Annotated in this window: 19 protein-coding genes; all 19 read right to left on the bottom strand. The window is 41.8% G+C overall.

Going from position 1 to position 19746, the window contains the following annotated elements:
- Positions 1 to 246 precede the first annotated feature (246 nt).
- Positions 247 to 2655, bottom strand: coding sequence for a leucine--tRNA ligase (gene leuS, locus AB5627_RS09210; RefSeq protein ID WP_022286884.1), 2409 nt, complete (start codon positions 2653 to 2655; stop codon positions 247 to 249).
- Positions 2656 to 2691: 36 nt separating this feature from the next.
- On the bottom strand, positions 2692 to 3069 hold the full coding sequence (rsfS, locus tag AB5627_RS09205; RefSeq protein WP_022286883.1) for a ribosome silencing factor: 378 nt from the start codon (positions 3067 to 3069) through the stop codon (positions 2692 to 2694).
- Positions 3070 to 3080: 11 nt separating this feature from the next.
- Positions 3081 to 3659: a bis(5'-nucleosyl)-tetraphosphatase (symmetrical) YqeK gene (yqeK, locus tag AB5627_RS09200; protein ID WP_022286882.1), complete on the bottom strand. Its 579-nt coding sequence runs from the start codon at positions 3657 to 3659 to the stop codon at positions 3081 to 3083.
- Positions 3649 to 4266, bottom strand: a complete 618-nt coding sequence (gene nadD, locus AB5627_RS09195; RefSeq protein WP_022286881.1) for a nicotinate (nicotinamide) nucleotide adenylyltransferase — start codon at positions 4264 to 4266, stop codon at positions 3649 to 3651. The genes yqeK and nadD overlap by 11 nt, the downstream gene beginning before the upstream one ends.
- Positions 4266 to 4562 (bottom strand): YhbY family RNA-binding protein, encoded by a 297-nt coding sequence (locus AB5627_RS09190; protein WP_022286880.1) that lies wholly within the window; start codon positions 4560 to 4562, stop codon positions 4266 to 4268. The genes nadD and AB5627_RS09190 overlap by 1 nt, the downstream gene beginning before the upstream one ends.
- An 18-nt stretch (positions 4563 to 4580) precedes the next feature.
- Positions 4581 to 5159, bottom strand: coding sequence for an RdgB/HAM1 family non-canonical purine NTP pyrophosphatase (gene rdgB / locus AB5627_RS09185; RefSeq protein ID WP_022286879.1), 579 nt, complete (start codon positions 5157 to 5159; stop codon positions 4581 to 4583).
- Positions 5160 to 5169: 10 nt separating this feature from the next.
- The gene (locus AB5627_RS09180; protein WP_022286878.1) at positions 5170 to 5670 is read right to left on the bottom strand and encodes an isochorismatase family protein; all 501 of its coding nucleotides are present in this window, start codon (positions 5668 to 5670) and stop codon (positions 5170 to 5172) included.
- 50 nt (positions 5671 to 5720) lie between these two features.
- Complete coding sequence (gene ftsY, locus AB5627_RS09175) at positions 5721 to 6626, bottom strand: signal recognition particle-docking protein FtsY (protein WP_117939206.1); 906 nt, start codon at positions 6624 to 6626, stop codon at positions 5721 to 5723.
- A 10-nt stretch (positions 6627 to 6636) separates the two neighbouring features.
- Positions 6637 to 10203, bottom strand: coding sequence for a chromosome segregation protein SMC (gene smc, locus AB5627_RS09170; RefSeq protein WP_022286876.1), 3567 nt, complete (start codon positions 10201 to 10203; stop codon positions 6637 to 6639).
- A complete protein-coding gene (locus AB5627_RS09165; RefSeq protein WP_265290612.1) occupies positions 10203 to 11228 on the bottom strand; it encodes an elongator complex protein 3 in 1026 nt (341 codons plus the stop codon). Before AB5627_RS09165 ends, smc begins: the two co-directional genes overlap by 1 nt.
- Positions 11215 to 11913, bottom strand: a complete 699-nt coding sequence (gene rnc / locus AB5627_RS09160) for a ribonuclease III (protein ID WP_022286874.1) — start codon at positions 11911 to 11913, stop codon at positions 11215 to 11217. The genes AB5627_RS09165 and rnc overlap by 14 nt, the downstream gene beginning before the upstream one ends.
- On the bottom strand, positions 11913 to 12923 hold the full coding sequence (gene plsX, locus AB5627_RS09155; RefSeq protein ID WP_022286873.1) for a phosphate acyltransferase PlsX: 1011 nt from the start codon (positions 12921 to 12923) through the stop codon (positions 11913 to 11915). The genes rnc and plsX overlap by 1 nt, the downstream gene beginning before the upstream one ends.
- A 10-nt stretch (positions 12924 to 12933) precedes the next feature.
- Positions 12934 to 14250: a methylenetetrahydrofolate--tRNA-(uracil(54)-C(5))-methyltransferase (FADH(2)-oxidizing) TrmFO gene (gene trmFO / locus AB5627_RS09150; RefSeq protein ID WP_022286872.1), complete on the bottom strand. Its 1317-nt coding sequence runs from the start codon at positions 14248 to 14250 to the stop codon at positions 12934 to 12936.
- A complete protein-coding gene (gene topA / locus AB5627_RS09145; RefSeq protein ID WP_022286871.1) occupies positions 14240 to 16330 on the bottom strand; it encodes a type I DNA topoisomerase in 2091 nt (696 codons plus the stop codon). The genes trmFO and topA overlap by 11 nt, the downstream gene beginning before the upstream one ends.
- A gap of 25 nt (positions 16331 to 16355) precedes the next feature.
- A complete protein-coding gene (locus tag AB5627_RS09140) occupies positions 16356 to 17588 on the bottom strand; it encodes a DNA-processing protein DprA (RefSeq protein WP_022286870.1) in 1233 nt (410 codons plus the stop codon).
- A complete protein-coding gene (locus AB5627_RS09135; RefSeq protein ID WP_022286869.1) occupies positions 17581 to 18402 on the bottom strand; it encodes an RNA methyltransferase in 822 nt (273 codons plus the stop codon). The genes AB5627_RS09140 and AB5627_RS09135 overlap by 8 nt, the downstream gene beginning before the upstream one ends.
- A gap of 118 nt (positions 18403 to 18520) precedes the next feature.
- Positions 18521 to 18874: a 50S ribosomal protein L20 gene (gene rplT, locus AB5627_RS09130; protein WP_022286868.1), complete on the bottom strand. Its 354-nt coding sequence runs from the start codon at positions 18872 to 18874 to the stop codon at positions 18521 to 18523.
- A 48-nt stretch (positions 18875 to 18922) separates the two neighbouring features.
- Complete coding sequence (rpmI, locus tag AB5627_RS09125) at positions 18923 to 19120, bottom strand: 50S ribosomal protein L35 (RefSeq protein ID WP_022286867.1); 198 nt, start codon at positions 19118 to 19120, stop codon at positions 18923 to 18925.
- Between the two features lie 22 nt (positions 19121 to 19142).
- Positions 19143 to 19697: a translation initiation factor IF-3 gene (infC, locus tag AB5627_RS09120; protein ID WP_022286866.1), complete on the bottom strand. Its 555-nt coding sequence runs from the start codon at positions 19695 to 19697 to the stop codon at positions 19143 to 19145.
- Positions 19698 to 19746: the final 49 nt, after the last annotated feature.

The following is a 19746-nucleotide window of genomic DNA, read 5'->3' as shown; positions in this document are numbered from 1 at the left end:
CCTTTGCCACCTGTGACAGAGGCAATTCTATCGGAATTTCCGAAAATCAACGGTGATAGTGAAGGTGTCTGCAAAAGCAAACTGAAACGCTTTACGTTCCCCCAGTCCTACTCTTTCGGACCGCTCTGTCTTTAATCTGCGGAATTTATAAAACCGATATAATTACAAATTTAATTATACTATATTTCCACCAAAAAGTCAATAGCTTTCTGGCTCTTTTTTTGATTTTTCTGAGGAAATTTTCGCTTACTTTACAACCAGATTTACAAGCTTGTTAGGAACATAGATTTCCTTGACTATATTTTTGCCTTCCGTTGCCTTAACGATAGCTTCGTCAGCCTTAGCAAGTGCGATAACGTCGTCCTTAGCTGCGTCTGTAGGTATTGTGAGCTTGGATTTTACCTTGCCGTTTATCTGACAAACGATCTCGATAGTATCGTCCTTGCAGAGTGCTTCATCATATGTTACCCACTCCTGCTCGTCAAGAACTCCCTCGCAACCGATCATCTGATAAAGTTCTTCTGTAACATGAGGTGCAAAAGGATTGAGTATGATAAGAAGATCTCTGAACTCTTTCTTTGTGATAGAGCCAACATTATATATCTCATTAAGAAGCGTCATCATTGCGGCAATAGCAGTATTGAACTTCATTGACTCAATATCATCGGATACCTTCTTGATAGTCTTGTGCATGAGCGATCTCAGCTTGTCGCTGTACTCGTCGCTGTCAACTACCTTATCCTGCAAAGCCCAAATTCTGTCCACAAATCTCTTACAGCCCTTAACACTGCTCTCGCTCCATGGAGCTGCCTTTTCATAGTCACCCATGAACAGAACATAAAGTCTGAGAACATCTGCACCGTATTCGTCAACAACATCGTTAGGGTCAACAACGTTTCCTCTTGACTTACTCATCTTCTCACCATCAGGTCCAAGGATAAGACCCTGAGCTGTTCTCTTTGCATAAGGCTCTGAAGTTGGTACAAGACCGAGATCGTAGAGGAACTTGTGCCAGAAACGTGAATAGATCATATGACGTGTAACGTGCTCCATACCACCGTTATACCAATCAACAGGCATCCAATATTTCAGTGCTTCCTGTGAAGCAAACTCGTCATTGTTGTTAGGATCGCAATAACGCAGGAAGTACCATGAAGAACCAGCCCACTGTGGCATTGTATCTGTTTCTCTCTTTGCGTCACAGCCACACTTAGGACATTTGCAGTGTACGAAAGAGTCTATCTTAGCCAGAGGGCTTTCGCCGTCTGTACCAGGCTCAAAGTTCTCTACCGGTGGCAATTTAAGTGGAAGCTCATCATATGGCACAGCGACCATTCCGCAGTGAGGGCAATGTACTATCGGGATAGGCTCGCCCCAATATCTCTGACGATTGAAAGCCCAGTCTTTCATCTTATACTGAACGCCCTTTTCACCGCAGCCCAGTTTTTCAAGAACAGTAAGCATCTTTTCGATAGCTTCTTTTTTGTTTGTTATGCCGTTAAGCTCACCAGAGTTGACCATTTCGCCGTCGCCTGTGTAGGCTTCCTTAGAAATGTCGCCGCCCTTGATGACTTCGATTATGTCAATGCCGAACTTCTTTGCAAAATCATAGTCCCTTGTATCGTGAGCAGGCACAGCCATGATAGCGCCTGTGCCGTATCCCATCATAACATAGTCTGAGATGTAGATAGGTATCTCTTTGCCTGTGATAGGATTGATAGCTGTCAGACCGTCTATCTTAACGCCTGTTTTATCCTTAACGAGCTGAGTTCTCTCAAATTCGCTCTTCTTTGCACACTCTGTCTTATAAGCGTCAAGATCAGCAATGTTTGCAATACTATTTCTGTATTTCTGGATGATAGGATGTTCAGGAGCGATTACCATGAATGTAACGCCGTAAAGTGTGTCAGGACGTGTAGTGTAGATCTTGAGCTGTTCATCCTGCTCTTTGATCTTGAAGTTTACAAATGCACCTGTTGATTTTCCTATCCAATTCTGCTGCTGGAGTTTGATGTTAGGCAGATAGTCAACTTCTTCAAGTCCCTGAAGAAGCTTGTCAGCGTATTCTGTGATCCTCAGATACCATACTTCTTTAGTTTTCTGAACTATCTCGCTGTGGCAAACATCGCAATGACCGCCCTGTGAGTCCTCATTTGAAAGAACGACCTTACAGCTTGGGCAATAATTTACAAGGGTCTTATCTCTGAATACAAGACCATTCTCAAACATTTTAAGGAATATCCACTGTGTCCACTTATAGTAATTTTCATCAGTGGTATCGATAACTCTTGACCAGTCAAATGAAAAACCTACTCTTTTAAGCTGCCCCGTGAACTTCTTGATATTGTCGTCTGTTACCTTTCTTGGGTGAACACCTGTTTTGATAGCTGTGTTCTCTGTAGGCAGACCGTAAGCGTCAAAGCCTATAGGGAAAAGAACATTATAGCCCTGCATACGTCTTTTACGGCTTACAACTTCTAGACCAGAATACGCCTTGATATGTCCAACATGCATTCCATGACCTGACGGATAAGGAAACTCTACAAGTCCGTAAAATTTCTTCTTTGAAAAGTCATTGCTTGCCTCAAAAGTCTTATGCTCGTCCCAGTATTTCTGCCATTTGCTTTCTATGGCCGAAAAATTGTATTCTTTCATCTTTATCAATCCTTTGTTAAATTATAATTGTCAAAATTAATCCTGTGGCTCGTCTGGTAAGAACTGCTTTACGTCGATATCCTTGCCGTCAGACCATAGTCTTTCAAGATTGTAATGATCTCTTGTTTCCTTATAGAAAACATGAACTATGATATCACCGTAATCAAGTACGACCCAAGTTGCACCCTGATAGCCCTCTGTTCTGTTAGGTTCAATGCCAAGCTGGCTCATTTTGAACTCAACTTCCTCAGCAAGGGCCTTTGTCTGAGTGCTTGAAGTACCATTTGCTATAACAAAATAATCCGCAACTATAGTCAGGTCACCGATCTTTATTATCCTGATGTCCTCTGCTCTTTTTGAATCAAGAGCTTTAACAATAGTTGACAGCTTTTCATTCTGTGAAATATTATCCATAAAAATCTCCTTTATTTTGAATTATCGGCAAAATCATTATATGCTTCAAGTGTGGAAACAGGGATAGTATTACCCTTTTCCACTGAGTCTTTTATTGAGAATTTCAAAGCCTCAAACATTGCTTTCTCCAAGCTTTGTTCGGCATACTTTCTCATTTTCTTTACGTCTTTATAATCCCTGTCCGCAGAAATAAGGTCTGCAAGATATACTATCTGGCTAAGCTTGGGCATATTGCCACAGGCAACTGTATGATAGCGTATAGCTGAGATTATCTCAGGATCATGGATATCAAAAAGCGTCTGCACAAGCTCTGCCCCTGCAATACCGTGAAACAGAGGAACAGCCTTTTTCTCTATATCGCACACATCAAGTGAAGATTTAGAAACTATAGCCGCAAGCTCCAATGCTGGTATCTCTTTTGCAACATCATGCAAAAGTCCTGCAATATAAGCCTTGTCTGCGTCAGCACCATATCTTTTTGCAAGCTCCACAGCGGAATTTGCCACGTTCATAGAGTGTGTGTATCTCTTTTTTGATAAATGTTCTTTTAGGTATGCTTTATAAATGCCTATTGTTTTTTTATCTGCCACTTAGAAAACCTCGGTTATACAAATTTTTGTCCACTATATATTGTACAACATTTTCACTCAAATAGCAAGAGCAATCAACATTTTTTTTGAGCATTTGACGTATCTCAGTTGAAGACACCTCAAATGGGTCGGTTTTTACTATGATTATCTCTCCACCCTCGGCTTTGAGCTGTTTGGCTTTCACCTCTATGTGGTCAATGTCCTCATGCGAGCGTGCAACGCAGATAAGTGCCGAAAGTGATAATATCTCCTTATACTGATACCATTCTTCAAATGAAAGCAACATATCACTACCCATTATAAAAAACAGCTTATCATGTGGATATATCTCTTTTAGATGTCTGAGTGTTATCACTGAATAGCTTTTGCCCTCTTGCTTAAGTTCCCAATCGGATATTTCCACACATGGGATATCTGCAAAAGCAAGTCTGCACATATTCAACCTATCCTCAGAGGAAGCTAAGTCCTCCGCTTGCTTATGTGGAGGTATTCTGTCAGGCATGACGATCATCTTGTCAAGGCTCGCCTGCTCCGCTACGCTTTTAAGGCAATTTAGATGCCCTAAGTGAACAGGATTGAACGTGCCGCCGAAAACACCTATTTTCATTACTTTGACTTTAATTTTATAACAGGCTGCTTCTCATTGCGTTTATAAAGCACCGCCTTTGAGCCTATTACCTGAACGACTTCAGCAGATATCTTTTCAGCAATCTCCTCTGCGGCTTCTCTTGCGGTGTACATTGAGTTGTCAAGCACCTTTATTTTTACAAGCTCGTGAACTCTCAGATAATCGTCTATCTGTGCCACCTGAGCGTCATTAACTCCGCCCTTGCCTATCTGAAAAGCAGGCTGTATAAGCGAAGCCATACCTTTGAGTTCTGCTCTTTGTTTAGTTGTAATCATAATCTAAATCCTTTCAGTTTACTGCTTTGTGAGCTGTTCAAGCAAAGCTTTCAGTGCGTTTGCTCTATGGGAAACGGTATTCTTTGTTTCTGAGTCAACCTGAGCAAAGCTCTTGTTCCCATACATGAAAATAGGGTCATAGCCGAAGCCGTTTTCGCCAACAGGCTCGTGAGCTATCTTACCGAATACTTTTCCCTCAACGGCTATCTCTTCACCGTCTGCTTTGATAAAGTGTATTGTACAGGTAAAGTGTGCTCCCCTTTTATCATCAGGTATTTCCTTCATTTTTTTAAGCACAAGAGCGGTACGCTCATCATCAGTTTCGAGTCCGCCATATCTTGCTGAATATACTCCAGGCTCACCATCCAGGGCGTCTATCTCAAGACCGCTGTCGTCTGCAAGTACAGCACAGCCGCAAAGCTTGAATGCAGCTCTTGCTTTTAGTGCAGAGTTTTCAGCAAAAGTAGTGCCTGTTTCCTCAACATCAAGTATCAGACCTGCCTCTGATTGCGAGAACACCTCATAACCAAGCGGCTCAAGAATCTGTTTATATTCTCTTATCTTGCCTTTATTGTTGCTTGCAATAACAAGTTTCATTTTTTCTCCTTTAGTTGTGTATATAAGTTACCTTATTTTTCTTTAATTTTTCACGGCATTTGTTTGCCTTATCTTTGAAAACTGTACCGATACATTCTTCGTTGAAAACAACTTTCATTCCACATTCAATAGCACCTATTGCAGTGTTGATAACGGAGATACCACCATCAACACCTACAAATTCTATCTCTTTCACATTCCTTGCTCTCATAAAATCTTCAAGAGCAACGTTTGAAAAAGCATCGGGCTTGCTTTTGGAATAAATATTTTTGGATACAACTTTCAGCTTTGCTGGAAAGCTAGCCGCAGGTGTTCCCTCTTTGGGCATTCCTCCACCCAAAAGTCCCTTTTTGTAGCTGACGATATAAAAGACCTCCTCAGCTTTATAAGCAGAGATACGCTTGTTTATGGCGTCGATAAGTGATTCGGCATCATATGAGTATGTGGTTTTATCTCTGCCCCTTCCTACATACATTTCCTGCATATCAACTACAAACAAAACCTTATCCATAAAAAATTCCCCCTGATTTTATACTTTTAAGTGTCTAATCCAATATTCTATTATTCAAACAGCGCTTCAACAAAATCTCTTGCTGAAAACGGCTGTATGTCGTCTATTTTTTCGCCTACTGTAACAAGCTTTACAGGCACTTGCAGATCATCGGTTATGCTGATAATTATTCCACCCTTGGCTGTGCCGTCAAGCTTGGTAAGAATAATACCCGTTATATCAGCTACTTCGTTGAACTGTCTTGCCTGATTAACTGCGTTCTGTCCCGTTGTAGCGTCAAGCGCAAGCAGAACTTCGAGAGCGCAGCCCTCTGCCTGCTGGTGAACTATACGGGATATCTTTTTCAGCTCGTCCATAAGGTTTTTCTTATTGTGAAGACGTCCTGCGGTATCGCATATAACAACGTCAGCCTGTCTTGCCTTAGCCGCCACCAGTGCGTCAAATACCACGGAAGCAGGGTCTGAACCTTCGTTGTGCTTGATTATGTCTACCCCTGCTCGCTCTGTCCACACTTCGAGCTGGTCAATAGCAGCCGCTCTGAAAGTATCAGCCGCCGCAACGATAACCTTTTTGCCTTGTTTGTGAAGCTGATAAGCAAGCTTGCCGATAGTTGTTGTTTTGCCAACACCGTTTACACCGATAACCAGTATAACTGACGGTGTTGTTGACATATCGAGCTTCTGATCCTCACCGAGCATTTCTGTGATTATCTCTTTAAGCATATCCTTGATTTTTTCAGGCTCTTTAACGCCCTCCTGCTTGACTTTCTGTCTGAGCTTATCGCATATCTTTTCAGAAGTTGTAACACCGATATCGCAGAGGATAAGCGTTTCTTCAAGCTCCTCAAAAAGATCTTCATCTATTTTGCTGAATGAATGGAGCAGACTTTCTATTCTGCCCATCATTGAGTCTTTAGTCTTTTTAAGACCATTTTTCAGCTTTTCAAAAAATCCCATTTCTTCACTCCTATTCAAGTTTCATTTGACGTGTTTCCGAAACGTCCATTTTAAGAAGCTTGGAAACACCCTTTTCTTGCATCGTTACGCCATACAGAACGTCAGCTTCTTCCATTGTTCCACGTCTGTGAGTAATGGTGATAAACTGTGTTTTATCTGTAAGGTGGTGCAGATATTGTGCATATTTACTTACGTTCACATCATCAAGCGCCGCTTCTATCTCATCGAGAAGACAGAAAGGTGATGGCGAAATTTTCAGGATCGCAAAATAAATTGCAATAGCCACCAGAGCCTGCTCTCCGCCTGAAAGGGACATAAGGTTTGTTATGACCTTGCCTGGCGGCTGAACGTTTATCTCAATACCACATTCAAGGACATTGTTTGGGTCTGTGAGAATAAGCTCGCACTGACCACCACCGAAAAGCTCGGTGAAAATTTTCTTGAAGTTCGCATTTATGCGCTCAAAGCTGTCGGTGAACATATTCTTCATATTTTCTGTCAGATCCTCGATAAGTTTTTCAAGTTCTGTTTTTGACGTATTTACGTCATTAAGCTGACCTGTGAGAAATTCGTGTCGTTGTGACACTTCTGCATATTCCTCTATAGCTCCAAGGTTTACGCTTCCAAGATTTCTTATCTTTCCACGAAGTTCGTTGAGTCGCCTGTTAGCTACCGTTATATCCACAATATCCTCGGCTATCTCTGCAGCGTCGCTTCTTGTAAGCTCATAATCGTCCCAAAGCTGTGCCACAAGCTTATCAAAGCCTGCAGTAACAGATTTTTTCTGTTCCTCCGCTCTTGTAAGCTGACCTGAAAGTGTTTCCTTCTCGTCCATTTTGTGCTTCTGCTTGGTGCGAAGTTTGTTTGCTGCATTGTCAAGCTCAATATGCTCACGCTGAGCCTGCTCCGCCATTTTCTGTGCGGCGGCTATCTTTTCGTCAGCACCGCTGAGTTCCTGTTTGGTCTGAAAAATAAGCTCTTTCTTCTCGGCTATTTTCTTTTCACACTCGGAGATATTATCGTTCAACTTGCCGCTGTCAGTATCACTGTCGCCGATAGTTTCTTCAAGCTGTGATATTGAAAGCTTGCAGGCATCAAGGTCTTTGGATAACTCTGCCGCCATTATCTTCATTTGCGAAAGCTCTTCGCTGAGCTGTTCACGCTTATTTTTAAGTTCTGCCTGCTCGTTTTGAGAGTCGGCAAGCTTGGCTTCATTATCTGATATCTCAGCTTCGATTTCTGAAAGTTCCGTCTGAGCCTTGTCGATATCTCCGCTTACTATCTTGTATTTATTTTTCAGCGTTTCGATAAATGTTTCTATCTCATCAAGCTTGTTTTCATAGTCAGAATAATACTCTGAAACACGCTTTATTTCCATTTCAAAACGGAGTATATCGCTGTTTACCTGTGAAAGCTTTTCCCTTAGTCCCTCGGTATCAGCGGTGTATTTTGAAACCTCTTGATTTAGCTTCTCAACCTGCTGTTTAAGCTCTGTAAAGGAGTTTTCAAGTGCAGTTTTCTTTTTAGCAAGTGCTTCCGCTTCATTTTTTCTTGTAAGCAGACCTGTCTGTTTGGAAACGCTTCCTCCTGTGAATGAGCCGCCCGCGTTTATCACTTGTCCGTCCAGGGTAACGATGCGGAATTTATAGCCGTATTTCTTTGCGATAAGGGTTGCACTGTCGATATCCTCTGCTATACATATCCTGCCTAAAAGGCTGTTGATTACGCCCTCAAACTGGCTGTCATACTTAACAAGCTCACAGCCTAGAGCCACAAAGCCGTCCTCATTTTCAAGTTGCGGCATATTTAGCCTGTTTCCTCGAACTGACGTAACAGGCAGAAATGTTGCACGGCCTGCTCTGTTCTCTTTCAGAAGCCTGATACCTCTCTTAGCAGAGTCCTCATTATTTACGACAATGTTCTGAAGTGCCCCACCCAACGCAGTTTCAATGGCTACAGAGTATTTTGTTTCAACAGATATAAGCTGAGAAACAGTACCGCAAATGCCGCTTATCCTACCCTGCTGTGAGGCTTTCATTATATGCTTTACGCTGAACTGAAAGCCCTCCATGGAGTTTTCAAGGTCAGCTATAGTCTTTATCCTGTTCTCAACGTCACGGAGCTGTATTTCCGTATCTGTGAGATTTTTGCGACATTCTGAAAGCTTCGTGTTTCTAGTTTCAAGAAGCTTTGCAAGTCCGCTCATGCGGTTTGTAAGCTCCTGCTTGTTTTCGTCAGCTTTGCCTTTTGATTCACGCAGTTCCTTTAATTCCTTTGAAGAAAGTTTTGAGTGTTCTTCAAGCTGTTTTTTTCTTTCAAGAGAATTTTCGATCTGCTCATCAATATCCGAAAGGTTGTTTTTAGCATTTTCAAGTCTGAATGAAACTTCCGACTTTTTCATGTAAAGCTCATTTATAAAGCTTCCAGCTTCACTTACCGACTTGTCAGATAATGCAGTTTTATCAATAAGCTCAGAAAGCTCTTTTTCCTTACAATCTACAGCTTCCTGCTGCTTTGCTTTTTTCTCGTCGAGTTCTTCAAGCTCCTGTCTGCGTGTTTTCAGCTCAGCCTCAAGATAGTATTTTGATGAGTTGGACTCACTTATCTGCTCTTTAAGCTTCAAAATATTATCTTCAAGGTGAGAAATATCATTCTCATATACTGCGATCTTTGACAGTGCCTGAGAGTTTTCAAGCTCCACCTGATGTATCTGATTTTTGTAGCTGTCAGCAAGCTCAGATTTTTCAGCGCTCTTTGCAAAGCTGTCATTTATATCATCTTCAATGCTTTCAAGCTCCTGCGTGATGACCTCGTACTCTTTTTTTACAGCAGAAAGCTTCTCCTCATAACCTGCTATTTGGCTCATATACTCGTTGAGTTTATGCACCCATACTGAGACTTCCAGCTTTCTCTTTTCTTCATCAAGGACTCTGAACTTCTCCGCCTTTTCAGCCTGCGCTTTAAGCGGACCTATTCGTCCTTCTATCTCTCCCATGATGTCATTGATACGAGAGAGATTATCCTCAGCCGCCGCAAGCTTTTTTTCGGCTTCTTTTTTCTTTGAACGGAATTTTGAAATGCCTGCCGCTTCTTCAAATATCTCACGGCGGTCATTGGATTTTCCGTTTACGATATCTGCTATCCTGCCCTGACCGATTATCGAATAACCGTCCCTGCCAAGACCGGTGTCCATAAACAGTTCCACTATATCCTTTAAATTTACTTCTTTACCGTTTATCATGTAAAAGCTGTCGCCATTGCGGTAAAGCTTTCGTGATACTGACACGGTGTCGCTGTCATATTCAAGTGCACCGTCCTCGTTGTCTATGGTGATAGTTACCTGAGCAAAAGGCGCTTTTGGTCTAGTTTGAGTGCCGTGAAAAATAACGCCTGCCATTTTTTCACCTCTCAGGGCTTTGGAAGATTGCTCGCCCATTACCCAGCGCATAGCGTCACCGATATTACTCTTGCCTGAGCCGTTAGGACCGACAACTGCGGTGATACCCTTATTGAATTTCAGCTCTATTTTATCTGGAAAAGACTTAAAGCCCTGCAATTCAAGTGATTTAAGATACATTATTTTTCACCACCCCTCATTATGATTTCGTTTATCTTTATTTTATCGCTGCCTTCGTGACCTATAATTTTTATATTGACACCAAGATCTTTGAAATATTCTATATTAGCTTTTTTCTGACCTATTGCCTTGCTTATCTGCCTTTTTGGTACAGATATCACAACGGAAGCTATATCGCTTATATTACCATGCTTTCCAAGCTCCTCTGCTATAAGCCTGCGGTAATTTCTGCCTTCGCAAAGTTCACGGAATGCAGGGTGATAAAATCCGCCCAACATTTGCTCCTCTACGACCTCGCTTGCGTGCAGACCAAGCTTTATAACATCTATACCAAGTTTATCGGCTTCTGTGAGAAGATAAGAACAGATTTTCACTACCTCGTCAAAGTCCATAGGCTTATATTCGCCACTTTTGTAAAGCTCTCCGAGCCTTGTACCATTAAGGATAACAACGGGATAAATACGTACTGTTTTAGGAGACAGCGCCGCTATCTTCGACCAAGTTTCCAGCTCAGTGTCACGGTTGCTTTTATAAAGTCCTATCATCATTTGCAGACCAAGGTCAAAGCAGCCATAGCTTTTTATAAGCTTTGCAGCGTTTTCAACGTCCTGAACAGTATGTCCACGCTCGTTGGCTTCAAGAACAACATCTGACATAGACTGTGCGCCAAGCTCGATAGCCGTAACGTGATTATCTCTGAGAATGTCAAGTATCTCAGTGCTGATATAGTCAGGTCTGGTGGATATCCTGATACCCTTGAATTTGTCGTTGCCTATAAACTCCTGTGCTGCACCAAGAAGTTCGAGCATATATTCTCTCGGCACTGCTGTAAAGCTACCGCCGAAAAAGGCTATCTCCGTCTGTGAAACGTCCTTGACTTCGTTAATTGCCTGTGTGCAGATACGCTTAACATCATCAGCGTGCGGTATCTTCTCTGTACCAGTTATGGTGCGCTGATTGCAGAACGCACACATATGCGGACAGCCTATATGCGGCACGAAGACAGATATATTACTGTGCCCCATAGCCCATTAGTTCCAATGCTTCTTTAGCCGCCAACTGTTCAGCGGTCTTTTTCGATCTGCCTGTACCCTCGCCGATAACATTCGTATTCAAAAGCACCTGGACAGTAAATTTCTTATTATGGTCAGGACCTGACTCGCCTTTAAGGTGATATTCTATTCTCTCCTCAGGATTTTTCTGGATTATCTCCTGAAGAATAGTCTTGTAATCATGGAAAACAACTCCATCAGGCGTGATATTTTCAGGTATGAATGAAAGTATATATTTTGAAACAGGCTCGATACCACCGTCAAGATAAATTGCAGCGATAACTGCTTCAAAAGCGTCTGAAATAATTGACGGTCTTTCTCTGCCCCCTGTTATCTCCTCGCCTTTTCCGAGAAAGATATACTTGCCAAGTTCTATTTTCTTTGAGAACTCAAACAATGCTTTTTCGCACACAAGTGAAGCTCTCATTTTTGTCAGCTCGCCCTCAGGCATATGCTTGTAATGCTCGAAAATGTGATCTGACACAACTATAGAAAGCACTGAATCTCCAAGAAATTCAAGCCTTTCATTGCTGTTTCTTGCCTTCTTGTTTTCATTTGCAAATGATGAATGGGAAAGAGCTTCGTAAAGGAGCTTTTCGTCTTTGAACTGATAACCTATTCTTTCCTGAAACTCTTTAAGAGCCTTTTGCTCGTCCATTATAACATCTCCTGTTTGCTTTTCAACTGCTCGATAGCAGTTGTGATCTCGTCTATCACATTAGTTTCAGTAAATTGTTTTGCTTGTCTAATAGCGTTATAGAATGCTCTTGCATTTGATGAGCCATGTGCCTTGATAACAGGCTTTGCAGTACCAAGTAGAGGCGCTCCGCCATACTCAGAGTAGTCTACCTTTTTCTTGAATTCTTTAACGTTCTTCATTACCATAAGAGCAGCGATCTTTGACTTTGTATCCTTAGTCAGAAGCGTTTTAAGCTCCCCTGAGAAGAATTTTGCCATGCCCTCGTAAAGCTTGAGCATAAGGTTTCCGCAGAAGCCGTCAGCCACGCATACGTCACAATCGCCCATAGGAAGCTGTCTTGCTTCGATATTTCCAACAAAGTTTACAGGTGCGTTTTTCAACTGCTTGTAAGTTTCAAGCTCCAGCTCTCTGCCCTTTGACTCCTCTGCACCAATATTTGCAAGGCCTACTCTTGGTGACTCAACACCAAGTATCTTGTTCATATAAGCCGAACCCATTATTCCAAACTGAGTAAGCATTTCAGGGCGGCAGTCTGCGTTTGCACCGCTGTCAAGAAGCATCGTAGGCGTCGTTGCCGTAGGAAGTATTGTTGCAAGAGCTGGTCTTTTGATTCCCTTTATTCTCTTTACGATAAACGTTGCTCCAACTACAAGTGCGCCTGTTGAGCCAGCTGAAACGAAAGCGTCGCCCTCGCCGTCTGCAAGCATTTTCATGCCCACAGCCATTGAACAATCCTTCTTGCCCTTGATTACTTCTGTAGGCTCTTCACATATCTCGATAACAGTATCAGCGTGCTTGATATGTAAAGCTGTGATATCAAGTCCGTTTTCCTGTGCACATTTTTTTATTTTTTCTTCATCACCAACAAGAGTAACGTCAACACCGAAATCTTTCTGTGCATCAATTGAACCTTTTATGACTTCGAGAGGTGCGTTATCTCCGCCGAAAGCGTCAATTACTATGTTCATAACATTCTCCTTAAAATTCCTCAATAGCCTTGTCAAGGTCTGCAAGACCCCTTTCAGCTATCATCTTATATTTCAGTTTCTTATCTCTTATACGTTCAGGCAGCTCAGGCAGGATACCCATATTACATCCCATAGGCTGGAATTTCTCCACAGTAGGATCGCTTATATACTTTGAAAGCGCACCCAGCATTGTGGTATCAGGCAAGGTAACCGCAGGCTTGCCCTGCAAACGTCTTGCCATGCTCAACCCTGCAAAAATTCCGCTTGCCGCCGATTCGATATATCCCTCAACGCCTGTCATTTGACCTGCAAAATAGAGGTTATCTCTATCTCGCATATTAAACTGCGGGTTTAACAGCTTAGGCGAATTGATGAAAGTGTTTCTATGCATAACTCCATAGCGTATAAATTCTGCATTTTCAAGTCCTGTGATAAGAGAAAATACTCTTTTCTGCTCACCAAATTTAAGGTTTGTCTGAAAGCCCACAAGGTTATACATACTTCCCTCTGCGTTCTCTGCACGAAGCTGAACGACGGCATAAGGTCTATTGCCTGTTCGTGGATCTGTCAAACCTACAGGCTTCAGCGGACCGAAACGCATTGTGTCCTCACCACGTTTTGCAAGGACCTCAACCGGCATACAGCCCTCGTAAACTTTGAAGCCGTCCTTAGAAAAATGCTCCTTATCAAAATCATGGAGCGGAGCGGATTCCGCATTGATAAGTTCATTATAGAACCTGAGATATTCTTCCTTATTCATAGGGCAGTTTATATAATCAGCTTCTCCCTTGCCGTATCTCGAAGCAAAAAACACCTTATCCTTATCAAGACTTTCATATGTGACGATAGGTGCGGCGGCATCATGAAAATACAGATAATCACCGCATATTTTGCCGATACTCTCTGCAAGCTCATCGCTTGTAAGAGGACCTGTTGCGATTATAACATCGCCATCAGGTATATCTGTGACTTCTTCCTCGATAACAGTGATGTGAGGATTTTCCATTATCTTTGCCGTGACCATATCGGAAAACTTTTTCCTATCAACAGCAAGTGCTCCGCCTGCTGATACCTTAGTTTCAGCTGCACATTCCATCGTAACAGAGCCAAGCCTGCGCATTTCTTCTTTTAGCATACCTGCGGCTGAATCTATTCTGTCCGCTTTCAATGAATTTGAGCAGACAAGCTCTGCAAAGCCCATATATTTATGGGCAGGCGTAAACTTTTTCGGCTTCATTTCATAAAGCTCAACGTCTATCCCTGCTTTGGCTAACTGCCACGCAGCTTCACAGCCTGCAAGTCCTGCACCTATTACCTTAACCGCCATTAGATAAATTCCTTTCATATCCGCAATCAGGCTTATGGCAAATAAGTATTCCGTTCTTTCCGCCTTTCTGGAAAAGTGTACTGCCACACTTAGGGCATTTCTCTTCGGTAGGAACGTCCCATGTCATGAACTTACACTCAGGATTATCCTCACAGCCGTAATATTTCTTGCCCTTTTTAGACTTTTTGAGAAGCACTTTCTTTCCGCAGTAAGGGCAAATTCCACCTGTTTCCTGAACTATTTTCTTGGTATTTTTGCACTCAGGAAAACCTGAGCAAGCCATAAATTTGCCATATCTGCCTATCTTTATTACCATAGGTTTGCCGCAAAGCTCGCACACCTGATCTGTTTCTTCGTCAGGCACTTTGATACGCTTCCCGTCCATGGCTTCCTCAGCTTCAGTCAATTCCTCGTCAAAGTCACTATAAAAGTCCTGCAAAGTTTTTACCCAACTTTTCTTGCCATTTTCCACTTCGTCAAGAGATTTCTCCATGTTTGCAGTAAACTTAACATCAACTATTTTATCAAAATGCTCGCTCATAAGCTGGTTTGTTACTTCGCCAAGCGAAGTCGGCTTAAGCTGTTTTCCGTCACGCTCAACATAATTTCTGTTTATTATGGTTGTAATAGTTGGAACATAAGTTGAAGGTCTGCCGATGCCTGTTTCCTCAAACGCTTTTACGAGAGTCGCTTCTGTGTATCTTGCAGGTGGCTGAGTGAAATGCTGATTTCCCTCAAGGTTACGCACCTTTATTGAGTCACCAGATTTTATTGGAGGAAGCACGTTTTTCTTTTCACCCTCATCGTCTTTGGCCTCTTCATAAAGAACAGTAAATCCGTCGAACTTTACAGAATAGCCTGTTGCCTTGAAGTTACAACCGTTTGCAGAGATATCAACAGAAACAGTGTCCATAAGGCAGTTTGACATCTGAGAAGCTATAAATCTCTCCCAAATGAGTTTATAAAGCTTGTACTGGTCACTCGTCACTCCGCTTGCCTTTACCATATCAGGTGTTACCTCTGGGTGTGTTGGTCGGATGGCTTCATGAGCGTCCTGAGCGTTGCCCTTAGTTTTATATTTTTTCGGTGTGTCAGGGATATACTTATCGCCATATTTTTTTTTGATAAAATCATATGCCGCTGCTCTTGCTTCATCAGAAATTCTAAGGCTGTCAGTACGCATATAGGTGATAAGACCTGTCTGACCCATATCGTTTATCTCAACACCCTCATAAAGCTCCTGAGCGGTTTTCATCGTTCTTCTCGCCTGAAAGCTGAGACGTCTTGACGCTTCCTGCTGTAAAGTCGAGGTGGTGAATGGTGCGGCAGGAGATTTTCTGTGAACGCTCTTTTTTACCTTGTCGATAACAAACTCGGCACCCTCAAGTCTTTTCAGTATCTCGTCAGCCTGCTCTTTATTTTTCAACTCTGGCTTTTCTCCGTCAACTGTATTAAGCTTTGCGGCAAAGGTCTTTCTTTCACCGTTTGCAGAAAATTTTCCGTCAATGGACCAATATTCCTGAGATACAAATGCCCTTATCTCGTTTTCTCTGTCGCATATCATTTTAACTGCGACAGACTGAACTCTGCCCGCTGAAAGTCCTTTTCTTATCTTTCTCCAAAGAAAAGGTGAAAGCTTATAGCCCACAAGTCTGTCAAGGATACGTCTTGCCTGCTGTGCATTAACAAGGTTTATATCAATAGAACGTGGGTGGCTCATTCCAGTTTTGATACCAGTTTCAGTAAGTTCGTTGAAAGTTACTCGGTTTTTATCATTCAGATCAAGACCCAAAAGCAATGCGAGATGCCATGAAATGGCTTCTCCCTCTCGGTCAGGGTCTCCTGCAAGATAAACATGGTCGCTTTTCTTTGCAAGCTTTTTTATATCTTTTATAACGCCCTCTTTGTCTTTTATGTTGACATATTTAGGTTCAAAATTATTATCTATATCGACGCCCAGCTTTGATTTTGGCAGGTCACGGACATGACCCTTTGAAGCCACGACTTCATAATCATCGCTAAGATAACGCTTAATTGTTTTTATCTTCGTTGGTGACTCAACTATGATCAAATTAGACAAATCTATTCTCCATTCTTAATATATATTAAAGTCCAAACATTTTGCCCGGATATGACTTAACAGTGCCATAAAGTTCAAGCTCCGTTAGCTGTGCAAGCACATCAGAGATATCCATACCAAGCTTTGCGGCTATCTCGTCCGCAAGCATATTTCCGCTTTTTAACAGTTTGCAAATGCTCTTTTGTGTGTCATCAAGCCCTGACAGATCAGGCTCAGGTGTTGGCTTTACCACTTCTGTTTCAGAAACAGTCTTGCTGTCAGGCACTTTTCTTTTGCTTTTTCTGTGCTTCACTGTCTTAGGCTCGCCATTGTTAAGTATAGCAGAATCCTCAGCAGGAAGCGTGAACTCTCCCAGGCTTTCCACAAGTCTAAGAGATTGATACCTTTCATTGCCAAGCGAATACACTATATCCTCTACGCCGAACACAGGTTGACACTCATTTCTTATGAGATCACGTTGTCCGAAATATCGACTATCATAGATATCATGTGGCGGTACTACAAATACCTGTTTTCCTTGAGATATGGCGTGATTGACATTATCAAGACCATGACTTTCCTTGCTACACTCAGTAAAAAGCACTGCATTTGAAAGTCCTGTAAGAATCCTATTGCGATTCACAAAAGCATTTCCAAATGGTTTATAACCCGGAAAATACTCTGATATTACTACTCCATTCTCAGCGATCTGTTTTTTTAGCTCGTTACTTCCCTTAGGGTAATCACAATCAAGAGCTGTGCCACACACAGCTATAGGTCTACTATTATTTTCAATAGCTACCTTGTTAGCGATCTGATCTATACCGCCTGCAAACCCCGAAGCAAGCAGACAGTTTCTTCTTATAAGATCTGCGCAAATATGCTTCGTTATCTTTACAGAATATTCAGACGGCTCACGGGAGCCTACTACTGAAATAACGCATTTATCGTTTAAAAAGTCAAGGTTACCATAAGTATACAGAACAGCAGGTGGATTTGCGATCCGTTTAAGTCTGTCAGGATAGCCCTCACTTTCGTAACAATAAATATTTATGCCAAGCTCTTCACAGCGTTTTTTTATGATTTCTGCGTCTTTAAGACTATATTTTCCTATCCTCTGGAGCTCTTTATCATTAAGTCCGCTGACCATATGATCATCGAGTGCAGTCATGAACTCAACTATATCATCATAATTTGCAGAAACTTCCCATATACGTTTGCTCGATGGAGTGAAAATCAGAACCGCTCTTATCCACAATAAAAGTCTTTCTTTATCCATGACTGCCACCTCGAAACATTTCCCACAAAATGATTGTGCCTGCGCAAGCAGCATTAAGTGATTCTATATTGCCGTGCATAGAAATAGTCACACGATTTTTACAAATGTCTGAATGTTCTCTAGGCAAACCTTTGCCCTCGTTTCCTATTACAACAGCACACGGTCTGTCAAAATCAAATTCTGTGATATTTTCACCGTTTCTGACAACTGCAGCATTTGTAACGATACCAAGCTCATCAAAAAGCGTTGCGACGTTCAGAAAATTATCCACTACAAAAAGATCAAGTCTTGTAATGCTTCCCATAGCGGAACGAACCACCTTTGGATTATACAGATCAACGCAATTATCTGTCATAACTACTCCACTAACGCCTACGGCATCGGCAGTTCTTAGAAGCGTACCCAAATTACCTGGGTCCTGTAAATTATCAAGAACGAGATACTTCCCTTTTTTGTCAATATACTCAGCCGCAAAAGGCAAATCGACCTTAAAAACGATCATATAAATGCCCTGAGAGTTTCCCTCATCTGTCATCTTTTTCGCAAGCTCATCAGATATTTCAAAAACATCTTCGGGTCTTGCACACGAGAAAAGGCTATCAGTTTTAAGTGTATTTTTATACTTAGTCAAGGCCGTTTGAGTATAGAAAACAGAATGGACTTTTATTCTTCCGCACACAGCTTCATAAGCGGTGTCAACGCAGTTTCTTGCACCTTCAACAGCAAACAATCCATGTTCTTCCCTAGCTTTTTTTGATGACAGAAGCTTTCTGAAAAGCTTCACTCTAGGGTTATCTTTACTATTAATATGCAAACTGCGTCACCTCTTATTCTGAAAATTTAATCATTTAATTGCCAAATGCGTCATATATGGTGTTGCCTTAATATACAACAAAACACGCAGGTTACAAGAACGTGCGTGTTTTTGACTATTAAAGAGCAGCCTTCGCCTTTTCTGCAATCGCTGTGAAACCAGCAGGATCGCTGATAGCTATTTCGGAGAGCATCTTTCTGTTAAGATTGATACCAGCCTTGTTTACGCCGTTCATGAATGTTGAATAATTCATACCGTTCATTTTAGCAGCTGCTGAAATTCTTGTGATCCAAAGCTTTCTGAAATCTCTCTTCTTCTGCTTTCTTCCAATGTATGCATACTGACCTGACTTCATTACAGCCTGTTTAGCCATTTTGAAGTGCTTGCTCTTGGCACCAAAGTATCCCTTAGCAAGCTTCAGAGTCTTATTTCTTCTCTTACGAGTCATCATTGCTCCCTTTACACGAGCCATAGTTATTACCTCCTGAAATTTTTAAAATTTGTTTTCCCTACAACTCGTTTATTTGTAAGGGATAAGAGCCTTTACGTTCTTGATGTTAGTATCATCTGCATAAGCTGCACCACGCAGGATTCTCTTACGCTTGTGATCCTTCTGAGTAAGTCTGTGTCTTTTGTTTGTGTGCTGGAACTTAACCTTACCGCTACCGGTAACACTGAAACGCTTCTTAGCACCAGAATGTGTTTTGATCTTTGGCATTGTATTTATCCTCCTTATTATTTTACTTGTTTACTTTCGGAGAAACGAACATCACAAGACTGCGTCCCTCCATTTTTGATGGCTTGTCAACAACGCCGGCTTCAGAGATAGCGTCTTTGAATTTTGCAAGAAGTTCTTCACCGAACTGTGGATGAGCCAAAGTTCTTTTCTTGAACCTTACAGAAACTTTTATCTTATCTCCTCCGTTAAGGAATTTAACAGCCTGATTGACCTTTACATTAAAATCATGAGTGTCGATCGTAGATGACATTCTAACTTCCTTGATCTCGATAACTTTCTGATTTTTCTTTGCTTCCTTCGCACGCTTTGTCTGTTCAAAACAGAACTTGCCATAATCCATGATACGGCATACAGGCGGAGTTGCCTGAGGAGCGATCTTTACAAGATCAAGATCTTTCTCAAATGCAATTTTAAGAGCCTCGTCAGCGCTTAAAATACCAAGCTGATTTCCATCAACGTCTATGACCCTGAGTTCTTTATCACGGATCTCTTCGTTGATCTGATGTTCCCTGTTGCTAATGACGCAGCACCTCCAAAAATAAAATAAAACGGGCACAGAACTGATCCGTACCCGCATAAAATCACATTGATATGCAAATTCATGT

Source organism: Ruminococcus sp. RTP21198st1_G1_RTP21198_201120 (assembly GCF_040924265.1).
Taxonomy (GTDB): Bacteria; Bacillota; Clostridia; order Oscillospirales; family Ruminococcaceae; genus Hominimerdicola; species Hominimerdicola aceti.
Note: the sequence above shows the minus strand (reverse complement) of the source record. Positions and strands in the feature narration are given on the sequence as shown.

Coding starts and splice junctions, on each gene's coding strand:
- AB5627_RS09140 (WP_022286870.1), bottom strand. CDS start 17,588: ATGGATAAAGAAAGACTTTTATTGTGGATAAGAGCGGTTCTGATTTTC.
- ftsY (WP_117939206.1), bottom strand. CDS start 6,626: ATGGGATTTTTTGAAAAGCTGAAAAATGGTCTTAAAAAGACTAAAGAC.
- AB5627_RS09190 (WP_022286880.1), bottom strand. CDS start 4,562: ATGATTACAACTAAACAAAGAGCAGAACTCAAAGGTATGGCTTCGCTT.
- rdgB (WP_022286879.1), bottom strand. CDS start 5,159: ATGAAACTTGTTATTGCAAGCAACAATAAAGGCAAGATAAGAGAATAT.
- trmFO (WP_022286872.1), bottom strand. CDS start 14,250: ATGGCGGTTAAGGTAATAGGTGCAGGACTTGCAGGCTGTGAAGCTGCG.
- leuS (WP_022286884.1), bottom strand. CDS start 2,655: ATGAAAGAATACAATTTTTCGGCCATAGAAAGCAAATGGCAGAAATAC.
- rpmI (WP_022286867.1), bottom strand. CDS start 19,120: ATGCCAAAGATCAAAACACATTCTGGTGCTAAGAAGCGTTTCAGTGTT.
- AB5627_RS09180 (WP_022286878.1), bottom strand. CDS start 5,670: ATGGATAAGGTTTTGTTTGTAGTTGATATGCAGGAAATGTATGTAGGA.
- rplT (WP_022286868.1), bottom strand. CDS start 18,874: ATGGCTCGTGTAAAGGGAGCAATGATGACTCGTAAGAGAAGAAATAAG.
- rnc (WP_022286874.1), bottom strand. CDS start 11,913: ATGGACGAGCAAAAGGCTCTTAAAGAGTTTCAGGAAAGAATAGGTTAT.
- plsX (WP_022286873.1), bottom strand. CDS start 12,923: ATGAACATAGTAATTGACGCTTTCGGCGGAGATAACGCACCTCTCGAA.
- nadD (WP_022286881.1), bottom strand. CDS start 4,266: ATGAAAATAGGTGTTTTCGGCGGCACGTTCAATCCTGTTCACTTAGGG.
- AB5627_RS09165 (WP_265290612.1), bottom strand. CDS start 11,228: ATGGGGCACAGTAATATATCTGTCTTCGTGCCGCATATAGGCTGTCCG.
- smc (WP_022286876.1), bottom strand. CDS start 10,203: ATGTATCTTAAATCACTTGAATTGCAGGGCTTTAAGTCTTTTCCAGAT.
- rsfS (WP_022286883.1), bottom strand. CDS start 3,069: ATGGATAATATTTCACAGAATGAAAAGCTGTCAACTATTGTTAAAGCT.